The organism is Methyloceanibacter sp. (assembly GCF_050728395.1).
In the GTDB taxonomy this organism is placed as follows: Bacteria; Pseudomonadota; Alphaproteobacteria; order Rhizobiales; family Methyloligellaceae; genus Methyloceanibacter.
Genome location: NZ_JBOHJB010000003.1, coordinates 24,009 through 50,259, shown reverse-complemented (window position 1 = coordinate 50,259; position 26,251 = coordinate 24,009). Strand labels below are relative to the sequence as shown.

At 62.7% G+C, this 26,251-nt stretch carries 29 protein-coding genes and 1 pseudogene; 17 read left to right on the top strand and 13 right to left on the bottom strand.

Annotated features, from left to right (window positions below):
* Positions 1–209: 209 nt before the first annotated feature.
* Together ACREC7_RS01435 and ACREC7_RS01430 are read right to left on the bottom strand one after the other, a co-directional pair.
* A complete protein-coding gene (locus ACREC7_RS01435; protein ID WP_431553905.1) occupies positions 210–431 on the bottom strand; it encodes a hypothetical protein in 222 nt (73 codons plus the stop codon).
* The gene (locus ACREC7_RS01430; RefSeq protein ID WP_431553904.1) at positions 431–625 is read right to left on the bottom strand and encodes a helix-turn-helix transcriptional regulator; all 195 of its coding nucleotides are present in this window, start codon (positions 623–625) and stop codon (positions 431–433) included. Before ACREC7_RS01430 ends, ACREC7_RS01435 begins: the two co-directional genes overlap by 1 nt.
* 271 nt (positions 626–896) lie before the next feature.
* On the opposite strand from ACREC7_RS01430, the gene ACREC7_RS01425 reads away from it, so the two are divergent.
* Together ACREC7_RS01425 and ACREC7_RS01420 are read left to right on the top strand one after the other, a co-directional pair.
* Positions 897–1,268: a hypothetical protein gene (locus ACREC7_RS01425; RefSeq protein WP_431553903.1), complete on the top strand. Its 372-nt coding sequence runs from the start codon at positions 897–899 to the stop codon at positions 1,266–1,268.
* Between the two features lie 15 nt (positions 1,269–1,283).
* Entirely contained in the window at positions 1,284–1,496 is a 213-nt protein-coding gene (locus ACREC7_RS01420; RefSeq protein ID WP_431553902.1) for a hypothetical protein, read from the top strand.
* Between the two features lie 63 nt (positions 1,497–1,559).
* Here ACREC7_RS01420 and ACREC7_RS01415 read toward each other — a convergent pair whose 3' ends face one another.
* On the bottom strand, positions 1,560–2,774 hold the full coding sequence (locus ACREC7_RS01415; RefSeq protein WP_431553901.1) for a tyrosine-type recombinase/integrase: 1,215 nt from the start codon (positions 2,772–2,774) through the stop codon (positions 1,560–1,562).
* A 135-nt stretch (positions 2,775–2,909) separates the two neighbouring features.
* Between ACREC7_RS01415 and ACREC7_RS01410 the strand changes: the two are divergent.
* Positions 2,910–2,996, top strand: a pseudogene (locus ACREC7_RS01410) (DUF2585 family protein); the annotation flags it as partial.
* A 103-nt stretch (positions 2,997–3,099) separates the two neighbouring features.
* Here the strand turns inward: ACREC7_RS01410 and ACREC7_RS01405 are convergent.
* Positions 3,100–3,711, bottom strand: coding sequence for an MAPEG family protein (locus ACREC7_RS01405; protein ID WP_431553900.1), 612 nt, complete (start codon positions 3,709–3,711; stop codon positions 3,100–3,102).
* A gap of 286 nt (positions 3,712–3,997) precedes the next feature.
* On the opposite strand from ACREC7_RS01405, the gene ACREC7_RS01400 reads away from it, so the two are divergent.
* Complete coding sequence (locus ACREC7_RS01400) at positions 3,998–4,477, top strand: single-stranded DNA-binding protein (protein ID WP_431553899.1); 480 nt, start codon at positions 3,998–4,000, stop codon at positions 4,475–4,477.
* Positions 4,478–4,543: 66 nt separating this feature from the next.
* Here the strand turns inward: ACREC7_RS01400 and ACREC7_RS01395 are convergent, their stop codons facing one another.
* Together ACREC7_RS01395 and ACREC7_RS01390 are read right to left on the bottom strand one after the other, a co-directional pair.
* Entirely contained in the window at positions 4,544–4,939 is a 396-nt protein-coding gene (locus tag ACREC7_RS01395; protein WP_431553898.1) for a PRC-barrel domain-containing protein, read from the bottom strand.
* Positions 4,940–5,013: 74 nt separating this feature from the next.
* Entirely contained in the window at positions 5,014–5,556 is a 543-nt protein-coding gene (locus tag ACREC7_RS01390) for a PRC-barrel domain-containing protein (RefSeq protein WP_431553897.1), read from the bottom strand.
* Between the two features lie 390 nt (positions 5,557–5,946).
* Here ACREC7_RS01390 and gyrA point away from each other — a divergent pair, with 390 nt between their 5' ends.
* From gyrA to ACREC7_RS01355, 7 genes are all read left to right on the top strand, one after another.
* On the top strand, positions 5,947–8,742 hold the full coding sequence (gene gyrA, locus ACREC7_RS01385; protein WP_431553896.1) for a DNA gyrase subunit A: 2,796 nt from the start codon (positions 5,947–5,949) through the stop codon (positions 8,740–8,742).
* Positions 8,743–8,805: 63 nt separating this feature from the next.
* Positions 8,806–9,303 (top strand): pantetheine-phosphate adenylyltransferase, encoded by a 498-nt coding sequence (coaD, locus tag ACREC7_RS01380; RefSeq protein ID WP_431553895.1) that lies wholly within the window; start codon positions 8,806–8,808, stop codon positions 9,301–9,303.
* On the top strand, positions 9,300–9,893 hold the full coding sequence (locus tag ACREC7_RS01375) for a peptidylprolyl isomerase (protein ID WP_431553894.1): 594 nt from the start codon (positions 9,300–9,302) through the stop codon (positions 9,891–9,893). Before coaD ends, ACREC7_RS01375 begins: the two co-directional genes overlap by 4 nt.
* A 10-nt stretch (positions 9,894–9,903) precedes the next feature.
* Positions 9,904–10,371: a peptidylprolyl isomerase gene (locus ACREC7_RS01370; protein ID WP_431553893.1), complete on the top strand. Its 468-nt coding sequence runs from the start codon at positions 9,904–9,906 to the stop codon at positions 10,369–10,371.
* Positions 10,372–10,549: 178 nt separating this feature from the next.
* Positions 10,550–11,695 (top strand): tRNA preQ1(34) S-adenosylmethionine ribosyltransferase-isomerase QueA, encoded by a 1,146-nt coding sequence (gene queA / locus ACREC7_RS01365; protein ID WP_431553892.1) that lies wholly within the window; start codon positions 10,550–10,552, stop codon positions 11,693–11,695.
* A 15-nt stretch (positions 11,696–11,710) separates the two neighbouring features.
* Positions 11,711–12,859 carry a tRNA guanosine(34) transglycosylase Tgt gene (gene tgt, locus ACREC7_RS01360; protein WP_431553891.1) on the top strand — a complete coding sequence of 383 codons (1,149 nt, stop codon included), beginning with the start codon at positions 11,711–11,713 and terminating at the stop codon, positions 12,857–12,859.
* Between the two features lie 48 nt (positions 12,860–12,907).
* Positions 12,908–13,273, top strand: coding sequence for a hypothetical protein (locus tag ACREC7_RS01355; RefSeq protein ID WP_431553890.1), 366 nt, complete (start codon positions 12,908–12,910; stop codon positions 13,271–13,273).
* Positions 13,274–13,286: 13 nt separating this feature from the next.
* On the opposite strand, the gene ACREC7_RS01350 is transcribed toward ACREC7_RS01355, so the two are convergent.
* The gene (locus ACREC7_RS01350; protein ID WP_431553889.1) at positions 13,287–14,231 is read right to left on the bottom strand and encodes a DMT family transporter; all 945 of its coding nucleotides are present in this window, start codon (positions 14,229–14,231) and stop codon (positions 13,287–13,289) included.
* An 81-nt stretch (positions 14,232–14,312) separates the two neighbouring features.
* Between ACREC7_RS01350 and ACREC7_RS01345 the strand changes: the two genes are divergently transcribed.
* Positions 14,313–14,720, top strand: coding sequence for a diacylglycerol kinase (locus ACREC7_RS01345; RefSeq protein ID WP_431553888.1), 408 nt, complete (start codon positions 14,313–14,315; stop codon positions 14,718–14,720).
* A 9-nt stretch (positions 14,721–14,729) separates the two neighbouring features.
* On the opposite strand, the gene ACREC7_RS01340 is transcribed toward ACREC7_RS01345, so the two are convergent.
* The 5 genes from ACREC7_RS01340 to ACREC7_RS01320 form a co-directional block, all read right to left on the bottom strand.
* Positions 14,730–14,858: a hypothetical protein gene (locus tag ACREC7_RS01340; RefSeq protein WP_431553887.1), complete on the bottom strand. Its 129-nt coding sequence runs from the start codon at positions 14,856–14,858 to the stop codon at positions 14,730–14,732.
* A complete protein-coding gene (locus ACREC7_RS01335) occupies positions 14,855–16,054 on the bottom strand; it encodes a patatin-like phospholipase family protein (RefSeq protein ID WP_431553886.1) in 1,200 nt (399 codons plus the stop codon). Before ACREC7_RS01335 ends, ACREC7_RS01340 begins: the two co-directional genes overlap by 4 nt.
* Before the next feature lie 120 nt (positions 16,055–16,174).
* The gene (locus ACREC7_RS01330) at positions 16,175–17,068 is read right to left on the bottom strand and encodes a DUF2950 domain-containing protein (RefSeq protein ID WP_431553885.1); all 894 of its coding nucleotides are present in this window, start codon (positions 17,066–17,068) and stop codon (positions 16,175–16,177) included.
* A gap of 31 nt (positions 17,069–17,099) precedes the next feature.
* Positions 17,100–18,716: a DUF3300 domain-containing protein gene (locus tag ACREC7_RS01325; RefSeq protein ID WP_431553884.1), complete on the bottom strand. Its 1,617-nt coding sequence runs from the start codon at positions 18,714–18,716 to the stop codon at positions 17,100–17,102.
* An 88-nt stretch (positions 18,717–18,804) separates the two neighbouring features.
* Positions 18,805–22,170, bottom strand: a complete 3,366-nt coding sequence (locus ACREC7_RS01320) for an AAA family ATPase (RefSeq protein WP_431553883.1) — start codon at positions 22,168–22,170, stop codon at positions 18,805–18,807.
* A gap of 143 nt (positions 22,171–22,313) precedes the next feature.
* On the opposite strand from ACREC7_RS01320, the gene ACREC7_RS01315 reads away from it, so the two are divergent.
* The 3 genes from ACREC7_RS01315 to ACREC7_RS01305 all read left to right on the top strand — a co-directional run bounded on the left by ACREC7_RS01315 (position 22,314) and on the right by ACREC7_RS01305 (position 23,584).
* Positions 22,314–22,787 carry a cache domain-containing protein gene (locus tag ACREC7_RS01315; protein ID WP_431553882.1) on the top strand — a complete coding sequence of 158 codons (474 nt, stop codon included), beginning with the start codon at positions 22,314–22,316 and terminating at the stop codon, positions 22,785–22,787.
* Between the two features lie 139 nt (positions 22,788–22,926).
* A complete protein-coding gene (locus ACREC7_RS01310; protein ID WP_431553881.1) occupies positions 22,927–23,283 on the top strand; it encodes a cache domain-containing protein in 357 nt (118 codons plus the stop codon).
* A 16-nt stretch (positions 23,284–23,299) separates the two neighbouring features.
* The gene (locus ACREC7_RS01305) at positions 23,300–23,584 is read left to right on the top strand and encodes a hypothetical protein (protein WP_431553880.1); all 285 of its coding nucleotides are present in this window, start codon (positions 23,300–23,302) and stop codon (positions 23,582–23,584) included.
* Positions 23,585–23,711: 127 nt separating this feature from the next.
* On the opposite strand, the gene ACREC7_RS01300 is transcribed toward ACREC7_RS01305, so the two are convergent.
* Positions 23,712–23,906, bottom strand: coding sequence for a hypothetical protein (locus ACREC7_RS01300; RefSeq protein WP_431553879.1), 195 nt, complete (start codon positions 23,904–23,906; stop codon positions 23,712–23,714).
* A 288-nt stretch (positions 23,907–24,194) separates the two neighbouring features.
* On the opposite strand from ACREC7_RS01300, the gene ACREC7_RS01295 reads away from it, so the two are divergent.
* Together ACREC7_RS01295 and ACREC7_RS01290 are read left to right on the top strand one after the other, a co-directional pair.
* Positions 24,195–24,803, top strand: a complete 609-nt coding sequence (locus tag ACREC7_RS01295; RefSeq protein ID WP_431553878.1) for a DUF2939 domain-containing protein — start codon at positions 24,195–24,197, stop codon at positions 24,801–24,803.
* 266 nt (positions 24,804–25,069) lie between these two features.
* Positions 25,070–26,182 carry a hypothetical protein gene (locus ACREC7_RS01290; RefSeq protein WP_431553877.1) on the top strand — a complete coding sequence of 371 codons (1,113 nt, stop codon included), beginning with the start codon at positions 25,070–25,072 and terminating at the stop codon, positions 26,180–26,182.
* Positions 26,183–26,251 lie beyond the last annotated feature (69 nt).

Sequence of the window (26,251 nt, the reverse complement as noted above, 5' to 3'; positions counted from 1 at the left end):
CGAGAAGGGCTAGGTGTTGCTTGCTCATCACACTTTCCTAGCTGTCTACATCTCTCCAGAACCTTAAAAGGGCGGCCTTTCACAAGGGTCGCCCTTCTCCTTCTATGCCTGCATCGATAAATTTACAACACGACTGGTGCGGGAAAAACTCAGTCGTGTTGGTGAGCTAAGACGTGGTTATATTTGCCGAATGGTGCTGGACTCCTTGGCTATGTTGAGCTGGCGGTGGAGGGATGGTCCGCTATGGCGGCCTCGTTCATCAGCTTCTCGGCGCCGGAGCCGCGCACCGTTGGCAAGCCCTGCTTGAGCAGCTCCTTGTTGAGAGCCGTGACCGGGATGCGGCTCCAGGCGTGCGCCTCCATCACAATGCGGGCGACCTCAACTTGTCGTTTGCGAATGTCGAGGTGTTCGGGCTTGGCGATGCGAGCCATCACGCCACCTCACGAGTGGCGACGCGCCGTTCGATCCAGGCCTGAACTTCGTGCTCCAGCCAGGCGGTGGCGTGCTTGCCAATCTTCACTGGGCGGGGGAAATCTTCGCGGGCGTAGATGCTCGACCGGGAGATGCCGGTCAGATGTTTCACCTCATCCAGGCGGATGAAGCGACGAACCTTCACGTCATTCATGATGATGTCCTTCTGTTCCAATTGGACCCAGGAGGACAGGAGCGGACCCGTACTGCAACCGTGACGGGGGCTGTGTCCACGACGACGCGCGACATGCCCTCGGCGGGAAATCAGATCTCGGGATAAACTGCGTCATCCACAGCCTCCCGATATTCACAGCCGGGGCGCTTGACTCCACCTCCCCTACCCTAGTTTCATGGTTTGTTCTGCGGTGATTCTCACAGGCCATTGGGGCTTTGTGCACACGCGCGGAGCGGGAAGGAGACCAATATTGGATTGGAGAGAGGTGAAGGCGCTCGCCGACGACGACGTGCGGGTGCGCAATATGGCGAAGATCCTGCTGGCCACGCCGGGCCTAACCGAGAAGCAGCACGATTTCCTCAGCGACATGGCGCGGTTCAAGGGCTCGATCTCGACCAGGCAGGGCGAGACCCTGCTCGGCATCCGCGACGACCTGCAGGAGATGAGCACCATCTACGGGTTCGACGTCGGCAGCCTGACCCGCAAGTGCTGGCTTGGTCGCGCCGATCTCAGCGAGGAGGACGAGGAGTGGATCGAGAAGCTCAGGGGCAGGACCACGATCAGGTGGAAAAATCGCGGTCGCCTGCTGCGCATAGCTCGGCAGCTCGAGCTGATCAATTAGTCCATGATGGAGGCGATGATGACGAAGCTGAACGAGGCTGGGGTGAAGGCGGCGATAGAAGCTTTGGACCGGCTTAGCCAAGAACATGCAGAGACGGCTGTGACGACGACCAAAAAATCTGAAGGCAATTACGAAATTACTCTCAATGCCTTGTCAAACGAGAAGGTCGTGGAGACTGTCGTGCAAGCCTATCTGGCGGCGTCTGGGACCACGCCCGGATCGCCGTGATGGTGGCTGTCGTGTCCGTTGCCTGATGGCTGATCCTGGGCAGTTGTTGGAGATATGGACGGTTTAGGCACGTTCCTGTGTACGGATTGGGATGACTTGGCCTGTGGCACCAGTGCCTTGGCAATGACTGGCCCAGGCCAGCATCAACAGCCGGCGCTTCTCCAAAGCATCTAGCCTGCGATAGCTGGCTTCTGTCTTGTCGCTGATCGCATGACCGAGCGCGGCCTCAACCACATCGCGTTGGAACGAGGTGGTGTCCCTGGCCCAATCGCTAAACGAGGAGCGAAACCCATGGACCGTCGAGATCGGATCAAACTCACGCAGCACATTGCGCATGGTGGTGGGCGACATCGGCCTGGTTGGGGTGAGGGTGAAGATGAAATCCTCCGCCACCGGCCGACCTGACCGCGGCAATGAGCGCAGGATCTCAACGGCGCGATCGACCAAGGGCACACGAAGCTGACGCAGGCGCTTGGTACGAGCCGCGGGGATGCACCACACACGCTCATCGAAATCAATCTCACCCCATCGGGCACCAAAGGTCTCATTGCTGCGAACGGCGGTGAGGATCGTGAACTCCAAAGCCTTGGCGTTGACGTCAGTGCGCTCACGCAGGCGGGACATGAGCTGCGGCATCATGCGGTAGTCGAGGGCGGCCAGATGCTTCTTCTCAGGCGATGACGTGAACATCGTCGAAAGATGATTTCTCCATCGCGCTGGATTATCACCTTGCCGATAACCGCTGGCGGTCGCCCATCCCAACACAGCCTCGACGCGGCCCCGCAGACGCATCGCGGTGACCGGCGTTTCGTCGAACAGCGGTCTCAACAGACGCAGGACTGCTGGCGTATCGACCTGATCCACAGGCAGATGACCGAGAACGCGATTGGCGGTCTCGATGCTGCCCTTCCATTGCTGCCGATGTTTATCGTTGCGGAAGACCTTGAGCTTCACCGACATGTAATCCGCCGCGCATTCGGCGAAGGTCAACATCTTCGCCGCCTCGAGCTTCATCCGCCTCTTTTCGCTAAGAGGATCGACGCCATCAGCGATCTGTTGGCGCGCTCGGCGCGCACGTTCTCTAGCTTCAGCAAGAGAGAAGTCCTTGATGGAGCCAAGGCCGAGCCGATGCTCTTTGCCATGCATGGCGTATCTCAGCAGCCAGCTCTTGGTGCCGGTTTTACTCACCTGCAATTCGAGCCCGGCACCATCAGCGTAGCGCCCCGGCTCCTTCAAAGTCTCGACGAGGCGAGCTGTCAGCTTTTTAATTCGTCTCACGTATTGACTCCCGTTGCGAGCATGGACCTGACCGGAATCCACCGGAACACGCTGGACGACGGCGTGGTGGATTTGTCAAGTAGTCCAATGAGTTGCTGGACGTGCCTGGACGTGTTGAGACGTGATTATTTCAGTTACATGATCCGCGACAACCTCACCCTCAACGTACTGATGCTGCTGTGGCCGGTTCAGTCCATCCTCGACTGGCAGGCGGGAAGGTGAAACCGCCCTCATGCTGAGGAGCGCCCGAAGGGCGCGTCTCGAAGCATTGGCCTCATCCTTCGAGACGGCGCCGACGCGCCTCCTCGGGATGAGGGCTTGTTTGCTAGAGCGGGATGCGGATGCCGAACACCATGATCAGCATCAGCCAGACGAAGGCCAAGACCGTCGGATAGAAGGTGATGCCGAAACCGAAGGCACGCAAATACGGGTTCCGGTGATAGCCGATCCAGAACAGGATGCGCCCCATCACGAACAACATGGTGAGCAGGGGCAGCGAGCGGGCCTCCTCGGGCGGGCAGTACATGGCAAGACCGGCATTGGCCACGAAATAGGCGGTGAACTGCTCGAAGGTGTTGAGGATGAACCTGTTGTTGATGTCCACGGCCGAGTTCGGCTTGGGCGTCTGCCCGACAAACATGCTGGGGTTGAGCCGCTGCGCCGCGACGATGCAGATGCCGATCACGCCGGGCAGGAGGGCGAACACCGCGTCCTTGAGCACGAGCGCGATGCGATCGGCGATGCCCCAATCGGCCGGCTGCCAGTGCCAGACGAGCTTCATCCCCAGGAAGAAGGTGAGCGAGAAGATCCAGTTCGCCACCAGCACGATGATGAAAGGTCGCTGCCGCGCGGTGAAGCCGAAGGTCTTCGCGGGGACGTGGCGCCGGGCGCTGGTGCGGCGTTTTGGACTGTGGCGCTGTTCGACGGTGCGCTGCATCGCTGTCCCTGGTTAGGGTAGGGGTGGGTCGGCCCGCTGAGCCTGACCTACAGATCGTGAAGATCGGGTTGCCAGCTCTTAGGGCCGAGCGCCGTTCTCTCTAAGGCATAGTTCGCACCTGCACAATTCGCAAAGCGCGCCCTGTGGGCGAGTAGAACAAAACGTGTACAAAATTACGCGGGCGTCTTATTGTGGAGCGGCGCCACCTTTTCTAGCGAGAGGCGCCCGGCAAGCGGTAGAGTTCGCTCACGGTTAACAGGGGCTGCGCAACAGCGGAGGTCGCCACATGGCGGGATCAGTCAACAAAGTCATCTTGGTGGGCAACCTCGGAGCCGATCCGGAGGTTCGCCATACGCAGGACGGCCGCCCCATCGTGAATTTGCGCGTGGCCACCAGCGAGAACTGGCGCGACAAGGCGACCGGCGAGCGCCGCGAGCGCACCGAATGGCACCGCGTCGTCATCTTCAACGAGAACCTGGCGAAGATTGCCGAGCAATATTTGAAGAAGGGCTCGAAGGTCTATCTCGAGGGTCAGTTGCAAACGCGGAAATGGCAGGACCAATCCGGCCAGGACCGCTATTCGACCGAGGTGGTGCTACAGCAATTTCGCGGCGAGCTGACCTTGCTCGACAGCAAGCAAGGGGCAGGCGGTGGAGACCGCGAGCCTGCCGGCGCCTCGGCAGGGGACTTCGGCCGCTCAGGTCCGCTCGGCGGCGGTGGCGGACGCTCCTTCGACAAGGAGCTCGACGACGAGATCCCGTTTTAGAACCAACGAAGCCCGGCGACCTTTCGGCCACCGGGCTTCCGAGGCACTATGATCATCAGCCTTTAGCTAGTAGGTGCTGGAGTCGCCCTCGCGATCGGTCTTGGCCGAGCCCTCCACCACCGGCTTCTGACCGAGCAATTTGTAGCTCGGCGCCGAGGCAAGCACGTCCTTGCTGATGTTCAGCACGACCTTCACGGTGTTGTTGTCGTCACTCGTCAGTTTGAGGTCCTCGAAGCGCACGGCGACGTCCTTTTCGCCGATGCCGAGGAAGCCGCCGACGCCGATCAAGGCGGCGACGATCTTGCCGCTACGGTCGGTCACGAGATCGTTGACGTCGCCGATGGCCTCGTCCTGACTGTTGACCGCGGGCTTGCCGATGATCTTGCTCGCGAGCAGATCGTCGGACTTCTGTTCCGTCAGGAACTGCGCCGTCTGCTCCGAGCCGCTCGATGGCGGGCTCATCGCCTCAGTCGACGTCGGCGTGCCAGCGAAAAGCCCGGCAACCTTTGCGGCAACCGGGCTTGCGAGCGGCAGCGCTAATAGGCGTGGGTCTTGTCGTCGTGGCCGCTCTTGTTGGCGCCTTCCACGATCTCCTGATCATCGAGCGACTGGTAGTCCGGCGCCGCCGTCAACGCCTCCTTGTCGATGTCCACCTCGATCCTGACATCGTTGTTCGTGTCGCGCGTGAACTTCAGATCCTCGAAGGGTATCGCCACGTCCTTCTCGCCGATACCGAGGAAGCCGCCGACGCCGATCACTGCCGCAATGGCCTTGCCGCTCTTGTCGGTCACGAGATCGTTGACATCCCCAATCGTCTCGTTTGCGGCATTCACCGCCGATCTGCCGAGCACGTCGGTAACCAGCAGCTCGTCACGCATCTGGCGCGAGATAAAATGCAGCTTCAGATCGTTTGTCCCCGAGGACTGGCCTGTCGGAGTGAGCGAGGCGGAAGCGGTTGCCGGGGATTCCGATGGAGCCTGGACCTGGGCCGGCCCTTGCAAAATCTCGTTGGGGGTCGCATGCGTCTCAGCCAGGGCCGGGGCAAGGCTCAAGAGGAGGGCAGCGGCGGTTATTGCCATTTGATGTTTCACTTGTACCCTCCTTCGCCGTTTCAATGTTGTTTGATCGGTTTCGCTCGAGCCAAGAGCGAGCCTTCACAGGCTGGCGGAACGGCGTCGAGCCTCGCTCGACCGCTCCACAGATTCGCTCCCGATGGTGTCAATCCGAAGGCTGACGGCGAGCGCCGCAAAGCGAGCGCTGGAGGTCCTCGAATCGACCTGCAAGAGTCTGTATTTATTCATTAAAATAGCCCGCTACAGAAGCGCGCGGATGGTTGCGCGAAGCCCTGAAAATCAGCTATAGAAAAGTGCCTTCTCCGTACGCTCTCAGTGCTCGGAAGGCCGTGCGCATGCGCAAGCGGCCACGACTGATTATTTCGTCAACCACCTTTCAACGGACACCACCCGGCCTTGGCCGACAACGATCAACCTCCCGGATCGGGCGCGCCGAGCCCGTCTGATATTCGGCCGATCTCGATCATCGATGAGATGAAGCGGTCGTATCTCGATTACGCCATGAGCGTGATCGTGGCCCGCGCGCTGCCCGATGTGCGCGACGGTCTGAAGCCCGTGCATCGCCGCATCCTCTATTCGATGCACGAGAACAACTACACGCCCGACCGCGCCTACAACAAATCGGCGCGCGTCACCGGCGACACCATGGGCAAGTACCACCCCCACGGCAACCAGGCGATCTACGACGCGCTGGTGCGCATGGCGCAGGACTTCTCCATGCGCGTGCCGCTGATCGACGGGCAGGGCAATTTCGGCTCGGTCGACGGCGATCCGCCCGCGGCCGAGCGTTACACCGAGGTGCGGCTCGCGCGCCCCGCCATGACCCTGCTCGACGATCTTGCCAACGAGACGGTCGACTTCCAGGCGAATTATGACGGCCGCGAGCAAGAGCCGGTGGTGCTGCCGGCCAAGTTCCCGAACCTTCTAGTCAATGGCGCGGGCGGCATCGCCGTCGGCATGGCGACCAACATCCCGCCGCACAATCTCGGCGAGGTGATTGACGCCTGCATCGCCTATCTCGACAATCCGGCGCTCTCGATCGAGGAGCTGATCGAGATCGTGCCGGGTCCGGACTTTCCCACCGGCGCCCTGATCCTCGGCAGGGCCGGCATCCGCTCCGCCTATCACAAGGGCCGCGGCTCGATCCTGATGCGCGGCCGCGTGGCCACCGAGATTTTGCGCAAGGAACGCGAGGCGCTGGTCATCACCGAGATTCCCTATCAGGTGAACAAGGCGGCGATGGTTGAGAAGATCGCCGAGCTCGTGCGCGAGAAGAAAATCGAAGGCATCTCCGACATCCGCGACGAGTCGAGCCGCGATGGCATGCGCGTGGTGATTGAGCTGAAGCGCGACGCCATGGCCGATGTGGTGCTGAACCAGCTCTACAGGTTCTCGCCGCTGCAATCGACCTTCGGCGCCAATGTGGTGGCGCTGATCGGCGGCCGGCCAGAGCAGCTCAACCTCAAGGATCTGATCCGCGCCTTCACCGATTTCCGCGAGGAGGTGATCGGCAAGCGCATCAAGTTCCTGCTGCGCAAGGCGCGCGATAGGGCCCATGTGCTGGTCGGTCTCGCCATCGCCGTCGCCAATATCGACGAGGTCATCGCCCTGATCCGGAAAGCGCCGGACCCGGCGTCCGCGCGTGAGCAGTTGATGGCCAAGGATTGGCCGGCCAAGGACGTCGTGCCCCTGGTCGAGCTCGTCGCCGACCCGCGTCACAAGGTGTCGGCGCAAGGGACCTATCGGCTCTCCGAGGATCAGGCCCGCGCCATTCTCGACTTGAGGCTCCAGCGGCTCACCGCGCTCGGCCGCGACGAGATCGGCGATGAGCTGGCGAAGCTCGGCGGCGAGATCACCGACTATCTCGCCATCCTGCGCTCGCGCGCGCGCATCATCGCCATCGTCAAGGACGAGCTCGACGCCATCAAGGCTCAGTTCGGCACGCCGCGGCGCACCGAGATCCTCGAAATGGACGCCGAGGTGGAAGACGAGGACTTGATCCAGCGCGAGGACATGGTCGTCACCGTCAGCCACAAGGGCTACATCAAGCGCGTGCCGCTCTCCGCCTATCGGGCGCAACGCCGCGGCGGCAAAGGCCGCGCCGGCATGGCCACCCGCGAAGAGGATTTCGTCACCCGCATCTTCATCGCCAATACCCATACGCCGGTGCTGTTCTTCTCCTCGCGCGGCATGGCCTACAAGATGAAGGTGTGGCGTTTGCCCATCGCGGCGCCTCAGGCGCGGGGCAAGGCGCTGATCAATCTGCTCCCGCTCGCGAAGGACGAGAACATCACCACCATCCTGCCACTGCCCGAGGACGAGGCAAGCTGGGCCAAGCTCGACGTGATGTTCGCCACCAACGGCGGCACCGTCCGGCGCAACAAGCTCTCCGACTTCATCGAGGTGAGGCAGAACGGCAAGATCGCCATGAAGCTCGAGGAGGGCGACCGCATCGTCGGCGTGGCGGTCTGCAGCGAGCGCAACGACGTGCTGCTCACCACCGCGGAAGGACAGGCCATCCGCTTCCCCGTCACCGACGTGCGCGTGTTCAAGGGCCGCGAATCCGCTGGCGTCCGCGGCATCAAGCTCGAAGGCAAGGACCAGGTCATCTCCATGGCCATCCTCGCCCATATCGAGGCGGCGCCTCCGGAGCGCGTGACCTATGTGCGCCAGGCGAACATGATGCGCCGCGGCGGCGCCGAACAGGAGCAAGAGGTTGAGAGCGAAGGCAACGGCCAGGAGGTGGTGCTGTCGCCGGAGCGCTACGCCGAGCTCAGCGCGCATGAGGAGTTCGTGCTGACCGTGTCGGAGAACGGCTACGGCAAACGCACCAGCGCCTACGAGTACCGCATCTCGGGCCGCGGCGGCAAAGGCATCATCGCCATGACCGTGAACCAGCGGAACGGCAAGTTGATCGGCTCCTTCCCGGCCGAGGAGGGCGACCAGATCATGCTGGTCACCGACCGCGGCCAGCTGATCCGCATTCCGGTGGAAGGCATCAGCGTCATGGGCCGCTCGACGCAAGGGGTGATCGTGTTCGACACCGCGGAAGATGAGCGCGTGGTTTCGGTCGAGCACATCCCCGATGTCGAGAACGGCAATGGGGACGAAGAACACGCCGGCGAAGGGCCGCTTGACGAAGGGCCAGAGGACGAAGGCCCTGACGACGATAGATCGAGCGAAGAGGGTTAATCCGCGTCTTCGCCATAACGGTGGCCCTTGCGGGCGCCATGACCGCGCGGCTAGAAGGTGCCGATGACCCGCACTGGCTTCTATCCCGGCAGCTTCGATCCCGTGACCTTCGGCCATATCGATATCGCCAGGCGCGCGACGAAGCTCGTCGATCGCCTGGTGGTCGCCGTCGGCACTCATCATGACAAGCACGCTTTGTTCAGCGCCAAGGAACGGCTCGCCATGGTGGTTGACGCGCTCCGTCCCCTGGCCGACGAGACGGGGGCCGGATTCGACGTGACCAGCTTCGACGCGCTGACCGTGACCGCTGCACGCGAGGCCGGGGCCGGCGTCATCATTCGCGGCCTGCGCGACGCCGGCGATTTCGACTACGAGATGCAGATGGCCGGAATGAACGCCGCCATGATGGCGGACATCGAGACGGTGTTTCTGGCCTCTTCGCCGGAAACCCGCTACATCGCTGCCAGCTTCGTCCGCCAGATTGCCGCCATGGGCGGCGATGTCACCGCCTTCGTCCCGGCCAAAGTGGCTGAAAGCCTGAAGAGGAAGTTCCCAGCATGATGTTCACTCGTCTGTTTGCAGTTGCCGCGGTTCTTGCCGCTGTCGCCTGTGCTACGCCGCGCCCGAGCTTTGCCGCCGATCCGCTCGACAATGTCCTGCTGCTTGACCTCAAGGACGGCCGCGTCACCATCCTGCTTCGTCCCGATCTCGCGCCGAAGCATGTCGAGCGGGTGAAGAAGCTGACCCGCGAGGGCTTCTACGACGGGATCGTGTTCCATCGCGTCATTCCCGGCTTCATGGCGCAGACCGGCGACCCGACCGGTACCGGCACCGGCGGATCGCAATATCCCGACCTTCCGGCTGAATTCACCAACAAGGCGACCTTTGAGCGCGGCACGGTCGGCGCGGCGCGGTCGAACGACCCTAACAGCGCCAACAGCCAGTTCTTCATCGATCTCGATGCGGCTCCCTTCCTCAACGGCAAGTACACGATCTGGGGCCAGGTGATCGGCGGCCAGGACGCCGTCGACAAGATCAAGCCTGGCGAGCCTCCGTCCAATCCCGACAAGATCGTCAAGATGCAGATCGCCGCCGACGCCGACGATGCATCGAAACAGGCAGCGGCCAAGGCGCTACAGGCCCAGCAATAGGAGGTCCGAAATGGCGGCAACAGCAGAGGATACCCTGATCATCGAGACGACGCGCGGGCCGGTCACCGTCGAGCTCAGGCCGGACCTCGCGCCGAACCACGTGGCGCGCATCAAGGAGCTTGCGCGTCAGGGCTTCTATGACGGCGTGGTGTTCCACCGCGTCATCGACGGCTTCATGGCGCAGACCGGCGATCCCACCGGCACCGGGCGCGGCGGGTCAGGCCAGAAGCTCCGCGCCGAATTCTCGAAGGAGCCGCACACGCGCGGCGTCGTGTCCATGGCGCGGGCGCAGTCGCCAGACTCCGCCGACAGCCAGTTCTTCATCTGCTTCGACGACGCGAACTTCCTCGACGGCCAGTACACGGTTTGGGGGCGTGTCAGCCAAGGCATGGAGAATGTCGACATGATCACGCGCGGCGAGCCTCCGGCCAAGCCCGACCAGATCGTTTCCATGCGGGTCGCCGCCGACGCGGGCTGACATGATCAATTCGCCATTGCCGGGCTTGACCCGCCTACGCGGGCCGAAGCATCTTGACAGGACTTCTCAGCTATCGCTTCGGTGGGCGAAGGCCCGGCAATCCATTCCAATTGCCCTTCCACTTGCTGAGCCGCAACGGCATGGATGCCCGGATCAAGTCCGGGCATGACGTGCTGATATGCGCGTCGACGACTTCGATTACTCGCTGCCGGAGGAGCTGATCGCGCTCAGGCCGGTGAACCCGCGCGACGCGGCGCGGCTTCTGGTGGTCGAGCCCGGCGCCGATCCGCCTTTCACCGATCGTATGATCGCCGAACTGCCGTCGCTGCTAATCCCCGGCGACGCGCTCGTGTTCAATGACACCAAGGTCATCCCCGCCGAGCTGAAAGGAACGCGCGAGCGCGACGGCATCTCGGCACAAATCTCGGTGACGCTCACCGGGCGGCTCGATGCCAACCGCTGGACGGCGCTCGCCCGCCCCGCGAAACGCTTGAAGGCCGGCGACCGCATACTGTTCGGCGAGGGGGAGGGCGTGTGCCTGCTCGGCATGCTCGCCGCGACGGTTGAGGAGCGCGGGCCCGAGGGCGAGGTCACGCTTGCCTTCGATTTCAGCGATGCAAGCCTTGATGAGGCCATCAAGCATCTGGGGGCCATGCCGCTTCCGCCCTACATCGCCTCGCGCCGGCCGCCGGACGAAGAGGACCGCACCGACTACCAGACAATTTTTGCGCGCGAGGAGGGTGCGGTGGCGGCGCCTACAGCAGGCTTGCATTTCACCGGCGCGTTGATGGACGCGCTTCGCGCGCGCGGCGTCTCGCTGCATTTCGTTACGCTGCATGTCGGCCCAGGCACCTTCCTGCCGGTGCGCAGCGCCGACACCGGCGGGCATGTGATGCACGAGGAGACCGGTACCGTCTCCGCCGGCACCGCAAACGCGCTCAACGCCGTAAAGGCGAGGGGAGGGAGGATCGTTGCCGTGGGCACCACGTCACTCAGGCTGCTCGAAAGCGCCAGCGATGCGAACGGCAAGCTTGCACCTTTCTTCGGCGCGACCAATCTTTTCATCACGCCGGGCTATCGCTTCCGCTTCGCCGATCGGCTGGTGACCAACTTCCACCTGCCGCGCTCGACCCTGTTCATGCTGGTCGCGGCCTTCTCGGGACTCGACCTCATGCAGTGCGCCTATGCCCATGCCGTCGCCGAGCGTTACCGCTTCTACTCTTACGGCGATGCCTGTCTCCTGAGCCCTGCGCCCGCGGTGGAGGATGAAAACAAAGGCAGGGTCGTTTCGCCTTTCCGCATGAGGAGCAAGCCGCCGGCTTAGGTATGATTGAGCCAAATGCAGCGTGATGTGACAAAGCAATTTGCCTTCACCTTGAAGGCGCGGGACAGCAGCGCGCGTCTCGGCGAGATCGCCACGCCCCGCGGGGCCATCCGCACGCCTGCATTCATGCCGGTCGGCACCGCCGCCACGGTGAAAGCCATGCTGCCAGAGACGGTGCGCGCCACGGGCGCCGACATCATCCTCGCCAACACCTATCATCTGATGTTGCGGCCGGGCGCCGAGCGCATCGCCAGGCTTGGGGGCTTGCACCGCTTCATGGGCTGGGATGGGCCGATCCTCACCGATTCAGGCGGCTATCAAGTCATGTCGCTATCGAAGCTCCGGCGCATCGAGGAGCATGGCGTGACCTTCCAGTCGCATATCGACGGCGCCACGCATCTGCTCACGCCTGAGCGGGCCATCGAGGTGCAATGCCTGCTCGGCGCCGACATTCGGATGGTGCTCGACGAATGCACGCCGTTTCCGGCGACAAGGGACGAAGCGAAGTCGTCCATGGAGCTGTCGATGCGCTGGGCCGAGCGCTCGAAGGAAGCGTCTCAAGGCATGGCCGTGCCCGGCCAAGCGCTGTTCGGCATCGTGCAGGGTAGCATCTATCCCGATCTGCGCGGGAAGAGCGCCGAGGCGCTGAAAAGCATCGGCTTCGACGGCTATGCCATCGGCGGATTGGCCGTGGGCGAGGGGCAGGAGGCCATGCTCGACACCGTGGCGGTGACGGCGTCAGTCCTGCCCGAGGACCGGCCGCGCTATCTCATGGGCGTGGGCACGCCACAGGATCTGCTCGAGGCCATCGCCCGCGGCATCGACATGTTCGACTGCGTGATGCCGACGCGCTCGGGCCGTCACTGCCAGGCCTTCACCTGGGGCGGAAAGCTCAATCTGCGCAATGCGCGCTATGCCGACGACCCGAGCCCGCTCGATGCTGAAAGCGCGTGCCCGGCGGCGCAATACTCCCGCGCCTATCTGCATCATCTGATGAAGTGTGGCGAGACGCTTGGGCCCATGCTGCTCTCCTGGGCGAACGTCCAGTTCTATCAGGAGCTGATGGCCGGCGCGCGCGAGGCCATCGCCCGCGGCAACTTTGCTGCTTACGCCGAAGACGTGAGCCGCCGCTACCGCGCATCGAATGGCGGAGAAGAGGAGTAACGATCCTTGGCTGTCGGTGGCCGCCCAGGGAGCGAGGCTACGCCGGCGATGGGTGGGCCAACGGATGAAGGCATCTTCCGGCGGCTGTGGCGTGGACGGCTGCCGTTATGGGATGCGTTCTGGACCTACTACGTTCTCGGACAGGTCCTTGCCTACTTCATAGGAACCTGCATCGCCGCAGAAAGTAGTCCTTTGTTTGCCGAAGAACACGCCGTGCTCCCGATGATCCTTTTCGGCATGATAGCCCCCATTCCCTATCAGGTGATCGCGGGTGTGGCCGTTTGGCGGAGTGCATCCGGGCGTGGCGTGCTCGGCCTGCTTGCAAGGCTCATCGTCGTCGTCCAATTGGCCGCCATGATCTTTGTCTTTGGCGGACTCGTTTACGCTGCCGTTCAAGGCCAGTTCTCCGTTTAAGAGCGCGGCCCCGCTACTGCGTGGCGATGTCGGAGGCGGGGCCAACGACCTTCGCGCCCAGCACCTTGCGCTCGCGGGCGAAGAGATAGAGGCCCGAGAGGATGACGATCGCAGCACCGCTCAGCGTCCACGCCGTCGGCACTTGCCCGAAAACGAGAAAGCCTGCCGCCGACATCCAGATCAGCCCGAGATAGATATACGGCGCGAGCGCCGATGCCGGCGCGATGCGATGCGCAAGGATCAACAGCCAATGTCCGAGCCCGCCCCAGAATCCGAGCGAGGCAAGCAAAAGCCAAACCGTCAAATCTTGCGGCTGCTCCCAGGCGGCAAGCGCGAACGGCATGAGCAAAACGGCCCCCGCGAGAGGGGTGTAGGTCTGCGTCACCGCCGGCGGATCGAAAGCGGCAAGGTAGCGTGTCGACAGATTGTAGAGCGCGTAGCCGAACGTCGCCACGAGCGAGATCAGCATCGCCCAATGCAGCGTGCCGAATCCAGGATGCATCACCAGCAGCACGCCGAGGAAGCCTGCAATGATCGCCACCATGCGATGCCAGCCGACCCATTCGTGCAGCAGCGGCCCGGCAAGGAGCGCGACGAGCAGCGGGGCAAGAAAGAAGATGGTGACCGTCTGATCGAGCTGCAGGTATCGGAGCGAGATGAAATTGAATCCCGTTGTGACGATCATGATCAGGGAGCGCAGCACCTGCATCACGGGCTTTGCCGAGCGCAGCGACGGCCTGAACGCAAACGGCCAGAGCACCGCGGCACTGAACACGATGTGGCCGGCAAAGCGCAACCAGGTGACTTGCAAGACCGGCACGGCCTTCACCGTGACGAGGTATTTGGCCGTGGCGTCGAGCAGGGCGAAGCACACGGTGGCAAGGGCCATCAGCCCGATCGCCTTCAGCCTTTGGCGCGGGTCGGTGATCGGGGCTGAGGGCAGCAGGCGGGGGGTCATGAGCTTTGCGTCTATCTGCACGAGTCCTTGCCAAAAGGCCACCCGCGGCTAAGGTTGCCTTCACATCGAGAGGAGACCAGCATGGCTGATGTTCGTGCCATGTGTGCCATAGGTCAGCGCGGCCAGCTCGGGCTCGGTGGCAGGCTGCCCTGGGAGGGCAACAAAGGGAGGGAGTATGTCGCCGATGTGGCGCGCTTCTTCGACGTGACGCGGGGGCATGTCATCATCGCCGGGCCGCGCACCGTCGCCTCGATCCCGGCCTTCGCCTATGAGGACCGCACGATCTGCGAGATACGCTCGGAAAACCATCCAGCCGATGTGTTGGCGTGGTTTCCGGATCGCGTGGTGTATGTCGGCGGCGGCCCTCCGGTGTGGGAGACCTACGCCCCCCTCATCCGCCATTGGGACATCACCCGGCTTCCGTATGACGGCGATGCGGACCGCTGGTTCGATCCGGCGTGGCTTGTGGCGAGCGAGAAGCCTGAGTGAGGCGGCCTGTCAGGCGAGCGACAGACCGAGCTTCATCACACCGTTGAGAATGAGCGCCAGACCGATCAACGCGGCTGCGAGCAGCATCGCAAGCACGATGGCGATGGTCTTCCAGGGCGTGGCCGAGCTTGGCGTCATGACGGATTGCCGAGTCGCGGCGGCGTCGTTTTCCAGGGACGACCGCTTTTGCCAAGCTCAAAACCGAGATTGAACAGGGTGGTCATGTATTTCGGGTCGAACGCCTCGGTGCTGGTATCGGGGAAATTGCCCGGGATGTAGGCGAGATTGTAGGCGATGCGATTGCGCTGGGCGAATTCGTACATTTGATACAGGTCGCCGATGCCTTGCGTCTTGATGAGGGTGGAGATCGATCGGCCGGCGATGGCGAGCGTGCTCGCCTTCACTGCCTTGTACTCGGGAGCGACCCGCCCGTTGCGGATGATATAGAGGCGGCGTTGCGGGTTGATGCCGAGCTTGGCGTCGATGCCTCCGGCCGAAACCTGGGTGGGAAGCAGGAACACCTGATTGGTGGTGCCGCCGTCGACATGCATCTCCTGCCTGACGCCGCCGTCGGCCCGTACCTGAACATAGACGGGCGGAAACAGGCCGGGGATCGCGGCCGACGCGAGCAGCACATTGCGGAACAGCGCAAGCGCCGAAGGATCGCCGCTCGACGCGATCCGGCCCATGTCCCAGATCACCGGTCGCTGCGCATCGAGATTGGTCGTGCCGATCAGCAATCGCCGCCCCCTTGCATGCTCGCGGGCGACCTCCGTCAAGAATTCCGCTGTGACGTAATGGGCGATGACCCCGGCAAGCGGCTCATTGCTGGCGAGCGCATCGCCGCCGAGCAGGCCGCGGACGGGATGCTTCGTCAGCAGCTGGTCCGTGGAATAATTGGTATAAACGTCCTTGAGCGCCGGGTCATAACGCGGCCCGAGAAATGCAAACGGCGCGGTGAGCGCACCGGTGCTGACGCCAGTCACGATATCGAATTCCGGCCGGTTGCCGCGGGCGGTCCAACCGACGAGCAGGCCCGCGCCGAAGGCGCCGTCGGAACCACCGCCTGAAATCGCGAGGAGACTGATCTGCGGCCGTCCGCCGGCCTTCAACAGAGCTGGCCTGGCCGATCTGACCTGTGCCCATTTCTCCGCGGAGAGCGCCGCCATGTTGTCGGGCGCACGGTCGCCCCAATAGCGGACCTGAACGTTGCCGATGACGGAGACCTTGTCTTCAAACTCCGGCGTGACCGGGTCGCGCGGCATCGCAGACGCGCAGCCGGCGAGACTCAGTCCCACCGCGCCGTACCAGATGAGACGACATATCCCCCGCACGCGCACCAAGATCCCTCATCGTTTGGGCACGTAAAACAACCGGTTAGTCTACCTTGAATCAGGCGGCTTTGCGGCGCTCCAAATGGCTCAACCTATGGTAGTCATGCCCCCTCGGCTGCCTCAAGGCTGTGCGTCGACCTTGGTCCACTTTGCGTCCGGATCGAAGGTCTCGATCTTGCGCGCGATCTTCTCGGTGCGCTCGCCGAGATCCCTCTGAAACACCGTGCCGTCCTGATTGACTATGAAGGTCATGATGCCGGAATTGCCGTACTCGGCGGGGTAGGCAAGCAGCGCGAAGCCGCCGATCATCTTGCCGTTGACCACGTAGTCGTAGGCGCCGCCAGTCGCGCTCGCGCCCTGACGCTTCAGGATGCGATAGAAATAGCCGTGATAGGGGATCGGCTTCTGTCCCACCTTGTAGCCCTCGGCGGAGGCTTGCGCGGCGAGGTCGCCCAACGGGCTCGGCTCCTCACCATCGGCGGTCGGCCAATAAAGCCCATCCTTCTTGCCCGGGCTGCTCACAATGTGCTGCGCATAGACATGCGGGCCGAGGCCATCCGGGTTGAGCGAGGCATATTCGTTCTGCGCCTGAACGTAGGCGAGGCTGACCTGAATGGCGGAAAGCTCGTCACGGCCGATGCGGCGGCGAAGGATCTCGTCGAGGCCAGCCTTGGTGTCGAAGCTCCAGCCGTCATGCTTGCGCACGATCGGAATCGGGAAGGGCCAGTCGTCGTCGCCGATGACCAGTGTCGCGCTGTCGTCGCCGTCCTGGGTGATGCTGTGCTTGGTGTCGTAGGCTGTGACGAACTTGTCGCGAACCGCACGATCGGCCACCGGATCGCCGGAGCTGACGATCTGTTGTCCCTTCGGCCCCAGCACCTTGAAGAGGTCTTTCTTGTCTTGCGCCTTGGCGGCATCGACCAGCGCCGTGACCGCGTCTTGGGTAGTGTTGAAGCGCTCCTGCGCCTTGACGGGAGCAGTGCAGGCAAGAAGCGCCATACTGAGAATGACCAAGCCTAGTCTCTGCATTGTCGGCCCCACGGTCCTACCGTTCGCGCGCTAGCCATTCATTCCAGGTCATGAATTTGACCCCGATCCGATCATAGTCGACCCTCAAATACCCATCGCTGCCGCGCCAAACTGCGTCGGGTTCAATTCTCTGCACCTCCTGCGCCATGACGCCAACATAGGCGGTGCGATCGCTGCCTTTGTAGTGGAAGCGATAAAGCGCGAGACCGTTGCCGAGCCGCGCCAGCGGTACGATGTCTTCCTTGAGGCGGATGTCTGAACGACGCCCGCCGCCACGTCCGCCGCCGCCGCCGCGGCCGCCGCCACCGCCGCGATGACCGCCGCCACCCATCTGACGTCCGCCGCCGCCGCCGCCCACGCGTTGGCCACCGCCGCCTCGATTGATATTTGGCCCGCCGCCGCCCCCCTTGGGCCTTGACATCTCTCGGGGACTCCGATCGCCGAGGCTTGCCTTCCCCTGCTTTGAATAGTCACGCGCCTTGGCGCCGTCGCTCGCGTCGAAGGCATTGGGCTTCGCCTTGCCTTTGTCGGGCCTGCCGAGATCCGCCTTGCCGGGCCCACCCTTATCCTTGCCGAGGTCAGGCCGCTTGCCATCGCCGGGACCTTTGCCGAGGTCCGGTCGTTCGCCGCCACCAGGGCCTTTGCCGAGATCAGGCCGCTCGCCGCCGCCAGGACCCTTCTTGTCGGGTTTCAGGACCTGCTCGCCGCTCCGGCCGCGATAGTCGAGCTTGCGATCAGCCGATTTGACCGCGTCCTTGCCGAACTTGTTCTGCACCGACTTGTCTTTGTAGTTCACGCCCTTGCGGTGTTGGGGGTTGTGCTCCCATTTGCCCTGCTTCACGTCCTTCTTGTTGACGTGCTTGTTGATGTTCACGTTCTTGTCGATGTCGACATTGATGTTGTGGTCGTGCCAATCGAAGCCGTCCCAGATGGCGTTACCGATGGCCCAGCCCGCGCCCCAGGCAATGCCGGTCGCGATCGCGCCACCAACCACCCAGCCCGTCGCCGGCGGGAAGTAATAAGGCGGGTAGTCGGGATAGTCCCAGCCGCCATAGACCACGGCCGGCTCGTAGTACGGCACATAGACGGTCTCGGGCGAGGTCGGCTCGATGACGATGACTTCCTTGTCGGCCTCCTTGCTGACCGTGACCTTCTGCTCTTTGGTCGTCTTCAGCTTGCCGTTCGCTTCAGCCTTGGCGCGCAGGCGTTGGATCGCGTCCATCACGTCAGCCTGCTGCGCCAGCACCGCGTCGCCGAGCTTCTCGGTCCAATCGAGATCGTCGTTCATCATGGCGAGCACGGTCGGCGTCGCCACGAGCGCCTTGACGCTTGCGTCCCAGTCCTGCTTGGCGAACGCTTCGTCGAGCTTGTCGCCCTTGAGCGACTTATTGGCTTTCGCCCAGCGGTCTGCCTGCACGACCTCGAGCGGATAGGTCGCCGCCATGATTACCTGGGCGAGCAGCGCATCGGGATAGAGCGCGATCGGGGCCACGAGTGCATCAAGCTCGCCTTGGCTGAGCGTCTGCTGCCGCGGCGTCGTTGTGTCGGCGCTGGTCGCCTCGCCCTCGGCGAATGCCGGCCACGATAGACTTGCGGCGAGGACCGCGACCGCGAGAGCTGCACTGATCCGCATTGCGCTGGCCTCCCGCCCGCAAATCTCAGGCCATTCGTAACCGCCATGATTGGCCTGAAAAAAGGGCAACAATCGGGATTTATTGAACTTATTCAGCTTGCAGTTCAACGAGCATCGACTTTGCAGCTTGAAGATCGCGCGTTTCGAATCCCTCTGTGAAATTCGCCAAGATTTCGCCAAGTCTGTCGCGCGCCTCAGCGCGCCGTTTCTGCTTTTGATGCAGGCCGGCAAGGCTCATCGTTGCCCTGAGCTCCCAGGCTTTGCTCTGCTGTGTCTTGGATATCTCGATCGCCCGTCGAAAGTGAAGTTCTGCCGCGTCGGTGGCGCCGCCGTTGCTGAGGGCAAGTTCACCTTTCAGCCTGTACAACTCCGCTTCATGACATCGCTCTTCGCTTTCTCCTGCGATGGCGAGGGCCTTGTTCAGCGCGTTATCGGCGTCCTTTGAACGCCCGGAGTCGGTCAAGGCGCTGCCAAGAAGACCGAAATAGTAAGGAAGCGCCAGCGCGGCTCCAGTGGCCCGGTACGCGTCGAGCCCTCTGATGAGTTCTGGCAAGGCTCTTTTTCCTTGGCCCTGCAGAAGGGACGCGGCGGCTCCGTAGACGATTCCGGTTGCGCGGAACAGTGGAAATCCTTGTTCGGTCGAGAAGCGAATCTGCTCGCCGCTCTTCGCCAGGATTTCCGTCGGCAGCCCGAGATATTGGTAAAGCCAGCTCGTGTGATGCAGCGCATAGGCGAGGCTGAAGGGATGTTCGATGGAACGCGCGAGCGCGAGCATCTCGCGGTTCACGCTGAGCGCCTCTTCGGAGTAGCCGAGATGCCACAAGGTCAGCGCTAGATAGCAGCGATGCGTGACCCCTGCATGCTCGCCAACCCGCGTGGCCCACATGCGTGTTCGTTCGTGATCGTCATCATAGTGGGCCAGAGCTTTCTCGTACTGCGCCCGCGCCCCAATGAAATCTCCGCGGTAGTACAGCGTCACGCCCATCAGAAACAGGGCTTCCATCCAAACGCCCGGGTCGTCGAGCCTTTCAGCGTGCTCGAGCGCTTCGCGGGCGAGGTCCAGCGACAGATTCATTTCGCCGCGCACGACGCGCCAGGCAAAGTTGCCCCACACCATGGCGAATTGCTGGTGCGGCTCACCAATCTTGTCGCAGAGAGAGCGCGCGCGCTGAAACACCGGACCAACTTCCGGCGCGGCGTAACCGCGTACGGCGATGTAGGCGGTTCCAAGCGGGTTGAGCACCTGAAGTTCAAGCTGGTCTCTGGCCTGGTCCTCCGGAAAGCTTTTGAGCAGCGCCAGCGCGCTTTCGAGATTCTGCACGGCCTGATGCAGGGCACCTCGTGACATCGCCTGCATGCCGGCAAGCCTCAAATACTTGACGGCCTTTGCCTGATTGGCGCTGCGCGAAAAGTGGTGTGCCAAGTCTGCGACATGGTCGTCCAACGACGTCGCATAGAGCGACTCGATGGCCAGTCCAGCGTCTTCATGCAGCTGCTTGCGTCGCTCGAGCAGGATTGAATTGTAGGCTACTTCCTGGGTGAGGGCGTGCTTGAACACGTATTCGACATCCGAAATCGAAGGTTGCTCGTAAACGAACTCGCCGAGCTGCAGGTTGGCGATGAGGCGTTCGAGCTCATCTGCCGACCGCCCGGCAACGGCTCTGGCAAGGCTGAGGACGAATTCGCGACCCAGCACTGCAAGCGTTTGCAGCAGGTTCTTTTCGTCATTTCGCAGCCGGTCGATACGGGCGGCGAGGATGGTTTGAACGGTTGGCGGAATTCGCAAGGATGCGAGGGGCTTGACCAGCGTGACGGCTCCGTCGGATCGGGTCAGCGCGCCCTCATCGAACAAGGCTTGTACCGTCTCTTCCATGAAGAACGGCGTGCCTCCGGTGGTTTCGATGATGAGCTGCTTCAACGGCAGAAGATCGATCGACTCCCCCAGAATTGCCGCCAGCATTTCATCGGCACTGTCCTGTTCGAGCGCTTCAAGCCGTAACAGGTGACAGTAAGTCTTGCCTCCCCAGGGCATCGTGTATTCGGGCCGATAGTTCACCAGGAGTAAAATCCGCGCATTCGCCATCGAGTTCACGAGCAGGTCGAGAAGAGCCTGGCTCTCGTCGTCCAGCCAATGCAAATCCTCGACGACCAGAATGAGCGGATGCCGGGTTGCTTCACTGAGAAGGAGGCGAACGACGGCGTCGAACGTGCGCGATCGCCGAAGTTGGGGGTCCATGCCGGCAAGGCGCTCCTTGTCGTCTCCAATCTCCAGCAGCGCATAAAGATAGGGGAGGATGGACTCGAGCGATGGATCCTGTTCGGCGATCCGTTTTGCTATCCTCTCGCGCCTTGTAGCCGGGTTGTCTCCTTTGGTGATTCCGAAATAGTCATGCAGCAGCTCGATCACCGGCAAGTATGAAGATCCCTTGCCGTGGGAAACCGAGAATGCTTCCAGGACTGTCCAATCTCCGCCGGCTTCAGCCTTGAATTCGAAAACGAGCCTTGACTTTCCCACGCCCGGTTCGGCCACAAGGGCAATAAGCTGCCCAGACCCCGATTTCGCGAGTTGCGCCGCGAGCCGGAAGATTTCCCGTTCCTTGCTGCGCCCCACGAATTTGGAGAGCCCACGCCCCGCCGATCGTTCCAGTCTGGTCCGCAAGGGGCCCAATCCGGCGACCTCATAGACGCTGACCGATTCAGTGATCCCCTTGAGGCGTGTGGGACCCATGGCGCGAAGAGCGAAGTAGCCTTCGACCAGACTTCGCGTGCTGTCGCTGATGACGATTGCCCCGGCGCTGGCAAGCGATTGCATGCGCGAGGCGAGATTTACGGTGTGACCGACCGGCGTATATTCCGTGTGGCTTTCGCCAGTCTTGATCGGCCGAACCACCACTTCGCCCGTGTTCACGCCCGCTCTGACCTGGATCGGCGAACGCCCTTCCGACCGCAGCCGATCGTTTAGGCGTCGAATGTCCTCCTGCAGCCGCAACGCGGCATAGAGCGAACGTTGCGGATGATCTTCGTGAGCAACCGGCGCTCCAAACAGAGCAAAGATGCCGTCGCCGGTCGATTGAACGACGTGGCCGTCGTAGCGGCGCACCGAATCGATCATCAGCCCAAGTGCTGGATCGATGATTGCTCTGGCTTCTTCTGGATCTAGGTCCTGCTCCAACCCGGTCGAATTGATGATGTCGACGAAGAGCGCGGTGACGAGTTTACGCTCGCCCTCTGGAACGAAACCTGAGTCGATGGCCTGACCTACCGCAATGCCCGGCGCCGTTTTGGCTGCGGGTTTGGCGACGACGCCGAGTGCGGTCCCGCATTGGTTGCAAAATCGCGACCCAACGCCGTTAAGGTGGCCGCAATTGGTGCAGCTGATCGGCAACGCCGTTCCACAGGAGCTGCAGAACTTTGCCGCTTCCGGGTTGTCAGCGTCGCAGTTCGAGCACCGCATGGCACCAGGATCTCGTGGCCGTTCAACCCGTTAGACCACGAATGGCGGCCGTTGTCCTCGGTCTAATCCGCATGCAGATAATTTGTTAGCCTTGCTGTGTTTCAATACGCATGCGGGGGAGTGAGGAAACCAGGGAGTCGAGCATGACTATTCGCACAATTGCCCCGCTCGCCGCGGCATCCATCGTCACCGCACTTTACGTTGGCGGCAGCTTTATGGCTTTCGCCGCCGATCCCGTGACCAAGGACGAGGCCGTGGCCATGGTGAAGAAGGCCGTGGACGCCATCAAGGCAGAAGGCGCTGAGAAGGCCTATACCGAGATCGACAACCCGACCGGTCCGTTTGTCGACCGCGACCTTTACATCGTAGTCTATGGCCTCGACGGCATGGTTCTCGCGCACGGCGCCAACAAATCGCGCGTCGGCACCAACCAGATCGACGACAAGGATGTCGACGGCAAGCCCTTTGTCAAAGAGCGCGTCGACATGGCCAAGCAAAACCCCAGCTTTTGGCAGTCCTATAAGTTCATGAACCCGGTGACCAAAACGGTCGAGCCGAAGCAGATGTATTGCGAACGGCTCGACGAGACGGCAGTCTGCGGCGGCGTCTATCAGTAGCGTCCAAAACGGGAGAGCGCATTTGATCAAGCCAGGCAACCTGCTTGCGTGTGCCGCGTTAGCAATAGGCGCACTTGCATTTGAGGCGACGGCTCAAACTGCCGACGTCCACCCGGCGACGAAGGAACAAGCGGTCGCCATGGTGCAAAAGGCCGTCGCCTTCATCAAGGAACAAGGCCCCGACAAGGGCTACGCCGCGATCGACGACAAGTCGGGACAGTTCGTGCAAGGCGATCTTTATCTTGCGGTCGTCGGGCTCGACGGTACGCTCCTCGCCTACGGCGCCGACGGCTACCGCATCGGCGACAACTTGATGGACTTGAAGGACAGCGACGGCAAGGAAGTCATTAAAGAACGCGTCGACATGGCTAAGCAAAACCCCAGCTTCTGGCAGTCCTATAAGTTCATGAACCCGGTGACCAAGACGGTGGAGCCGAAGCAGATGTATTGCGAACGGCTCGACGAGACGGCAGTCTGCGGCGGCGTCTATCAGTAGTGGAGGTGTGCAAGCCATGATGCGACGGCGCATGTCTTTGCTGCTTGCGGCGGCGGCCGCCATGACCGGAGCATCCGCTTCCGCGCAAGAAGACCCGACCAACATCGTCGCCGATCAGATCCGCGCGCAAGGGTATAAATGCGAGTCTCCGCAAAGCGCCAAACGAGATCCGCAAGCCTCGAAGCCCGACGAGGCAGTGTGGATCCTGCAATGCGAGAGCGGGAGCTACCGAGTCAGGCTCACCCCTGACATGGCCGCCAAGGTCGAGCCGCTCGACAAGAGCCAAGACGGCGGAAAGTAGCGGGCTCGGCATAATGCCGGCTCAAATCGGGTCACGCACCCTGGGCGAAAGGTGCGCAACCAGGCTTGTGCGGGAAAGCCAAAGCCAACCCGCCCACACCAGACCGAATGTCGGATCGGTGTTTAGGCTATTGCGCTGGCGCCGGCGCTGCTGGCGGTGCCTCCGGAGGGGGCGTTTCGGTGCTCGCCGGCGCAGGGGCCTCGGCAGTCCGGCCCATGACGCAGCCGACCCAGCCGGCCTCGCCGAATTTGCAGCCATGGCGATAGCTTTGAACCACGCCAAACGCGATGATGGCGATCAGTACGATGAGAATCAGGCGCATGTGTTCGTCCCTCCCTTGGTGGGGCGCAAATTAGCCGAATGCGTGGAAAACAGAAAGGGGCGGTCTAGCGCAGGCGGCACAATTCCCAACGGACAAGTCGTACCTTCGGTGTTCAGGGTTGAGCCTGACACGCAAGCGTCACGAATGCCGAAAGCCACGCCGAACCAATTGCTTGGCATACTTTGCGTCCGCTTCGACCGAACTCAACCCCGTATCCCACGGTCGGCACGACGGCGCCACGATCGCCTCGCCTCCCTTTGGCCGTAATGGGTAAGCAATGGAAGGCCCATGCGCTGGACCCTCCGAATCGCTGCTGTTTTGGCCGTTTTGCTCTTGGCCTATGCGATCTGGCCGGTGGTTGGCTTCGCCCGCATCGCGTCAGCCATCGAGGCGAGGGATGGCGCCGCTCTCGCCAAGCTCGTCGACTTTCGCGCGTTGCGCAAATCGCTGACCAAGCAGATCGTCGCTGCCTATATCGAGCTTACCGGCAAGGAGAAGCAGCTCGGCCTCATGGGCAAGACCCTCGCCGTCGGCATCGGCACCTCTTACGCCGAGCCGATCGTGGCGGAGCTGCTCAACGAACAGACCTTGATCGATCTGCTCACCAAAGGTGAGGCTGGCGGCGGCGGCGGCGGCGGCGTCAAGATCCCGGCGGAGTTTGCCCCCTTCTCCAAGTCGGCGCTGCAGAGCGGCTGGCGGACATGGTGGGCCTCCGAATACGGACTTGGCGATTACTATATCTATCTCCCGCCCGACAAGGCGCCGGACAAGCAGTTCAAGGTGAAACTCAGCCTGAAAGAATTGCAATGGAAGCTTGCCGGAATCGACCTGCCTCAACCGATGCGGGTCCAGCTGGCGCAGCAGCTTATGAAAAAGCGCGCCGAAAAGAGCGAATAGCTCCCTTCCGCCGTCTCCGATTCAGCCTTTCTTAAACGCTTCGCGCTTCGATTCGAGAGCACGGTGCGCGTCTCGCGATCGAGCGTGTCGCACCGGGCTGACGGGTGGCCGTCCTTAACTTTTTTGCCCTCAAGTTGGGGCATGGCGAGGACGGGCGAGGGTGACTGTTAAGGGCGTCGATCGGGGTCCGCAGTTTGCGGCATCCAAACGACGCGTCCTCTTCAAGAGACAGTCGCATCGCGCCCGCTTGCGGTGGAGTAGCGTCTGTGTCTGACCGGTTGGACATTGTCCGCCTCATCGACTCGAAGGTCACCGCCACGCGGCGGACCGTCGCCCGGTCGAAGCAATTGGCCGAGGCGGCTAACGACGATCTCACCACCCATCAAGAGTGGCTCGAGCGTCATCGTCAGCGTGCGCAGGCGGATTCGGAGCAGCATCAGCGACACATGCGGCGCCGGCGCCGAGTGGAGGACTGCAAGCGCTTCGCGCTATGTCTGTTTCTGCTCCCGCCGTCAGCCTGTGTCGCCGTGTTTCGCGCGGCGGGCAGGGGCCTCGCCGCTCTCGGCGAAGCGTTCTACTTCGGCTGCCGCTCGATCGGCACGACGGCCTATGCGCTAGGAAGCTGGCTCATTCGCCTCATTGCCGGCAGTATCAGCTCGGTCGCGACGACGCTTCTTACTCTCGCGCTGTGGGTGGCCGCCGGGCTTTGGCTTGTCTTGTCGTCGCTCGGCGCTGGGACGGGACGCGCTGCGGTCTCGGCGGCCGGCTCAGGCTCTCGCGGCCTGTCTTGGCTTGCCCCCAGGTCGCGCAGCCTCGGCCATTGGCTCGTTCAGGCCTTGTCGTCTGGCATCTCCCGGCTTGCCGCCCTGACAGCGAGCCTCGGCGGCTGGCTCATTGACACAATCGAAGAGCAGATCAAGTCGCTCGCCGCACGATGGCGGGAAGACGCAATACGTCCCGCGGCAAGGCTGGAGCCAAGCCTCGACCCGCGGCGCTTGCAAGCGGCGGCATTCGTCCGCCTGCGCGCCGAGCATGACCGGCTGCAGGCCCGCATTCACGCCATGGACCTGAACTACGGCTCCCGCGTCCCGGCGCGCGGGCGTCCGGACGTTGGGGAATGGGCAGAGCTCCGCAAGCTAGGGCGCGACGCCCGGCGGCTGTTCGAAATCCAAGAAGCCGAACTGCTTGGTCCGGCTGTGCCGAGAGAAAACGGCCGTTCGCGTGCCGAGCAGCCGAACGGGACGCTGGCGGCGTCGGTTCGTCCTTCGCCGGCCGGCCACTCTAGGTTTGGAGCTCCGGCAGCGGCCGCAGTTCCGGGCCAAAACCGGCGCCCGCGGCCCAGACGGCGCGCCCCACTCTTCTCTCCCTCGGCGTCCTAGCCGATCAATTTGCCGGATCCCCTGGAACCAATTGGCCGCTTCGATAGTTGCAGGCGACGTTGGGGCGGC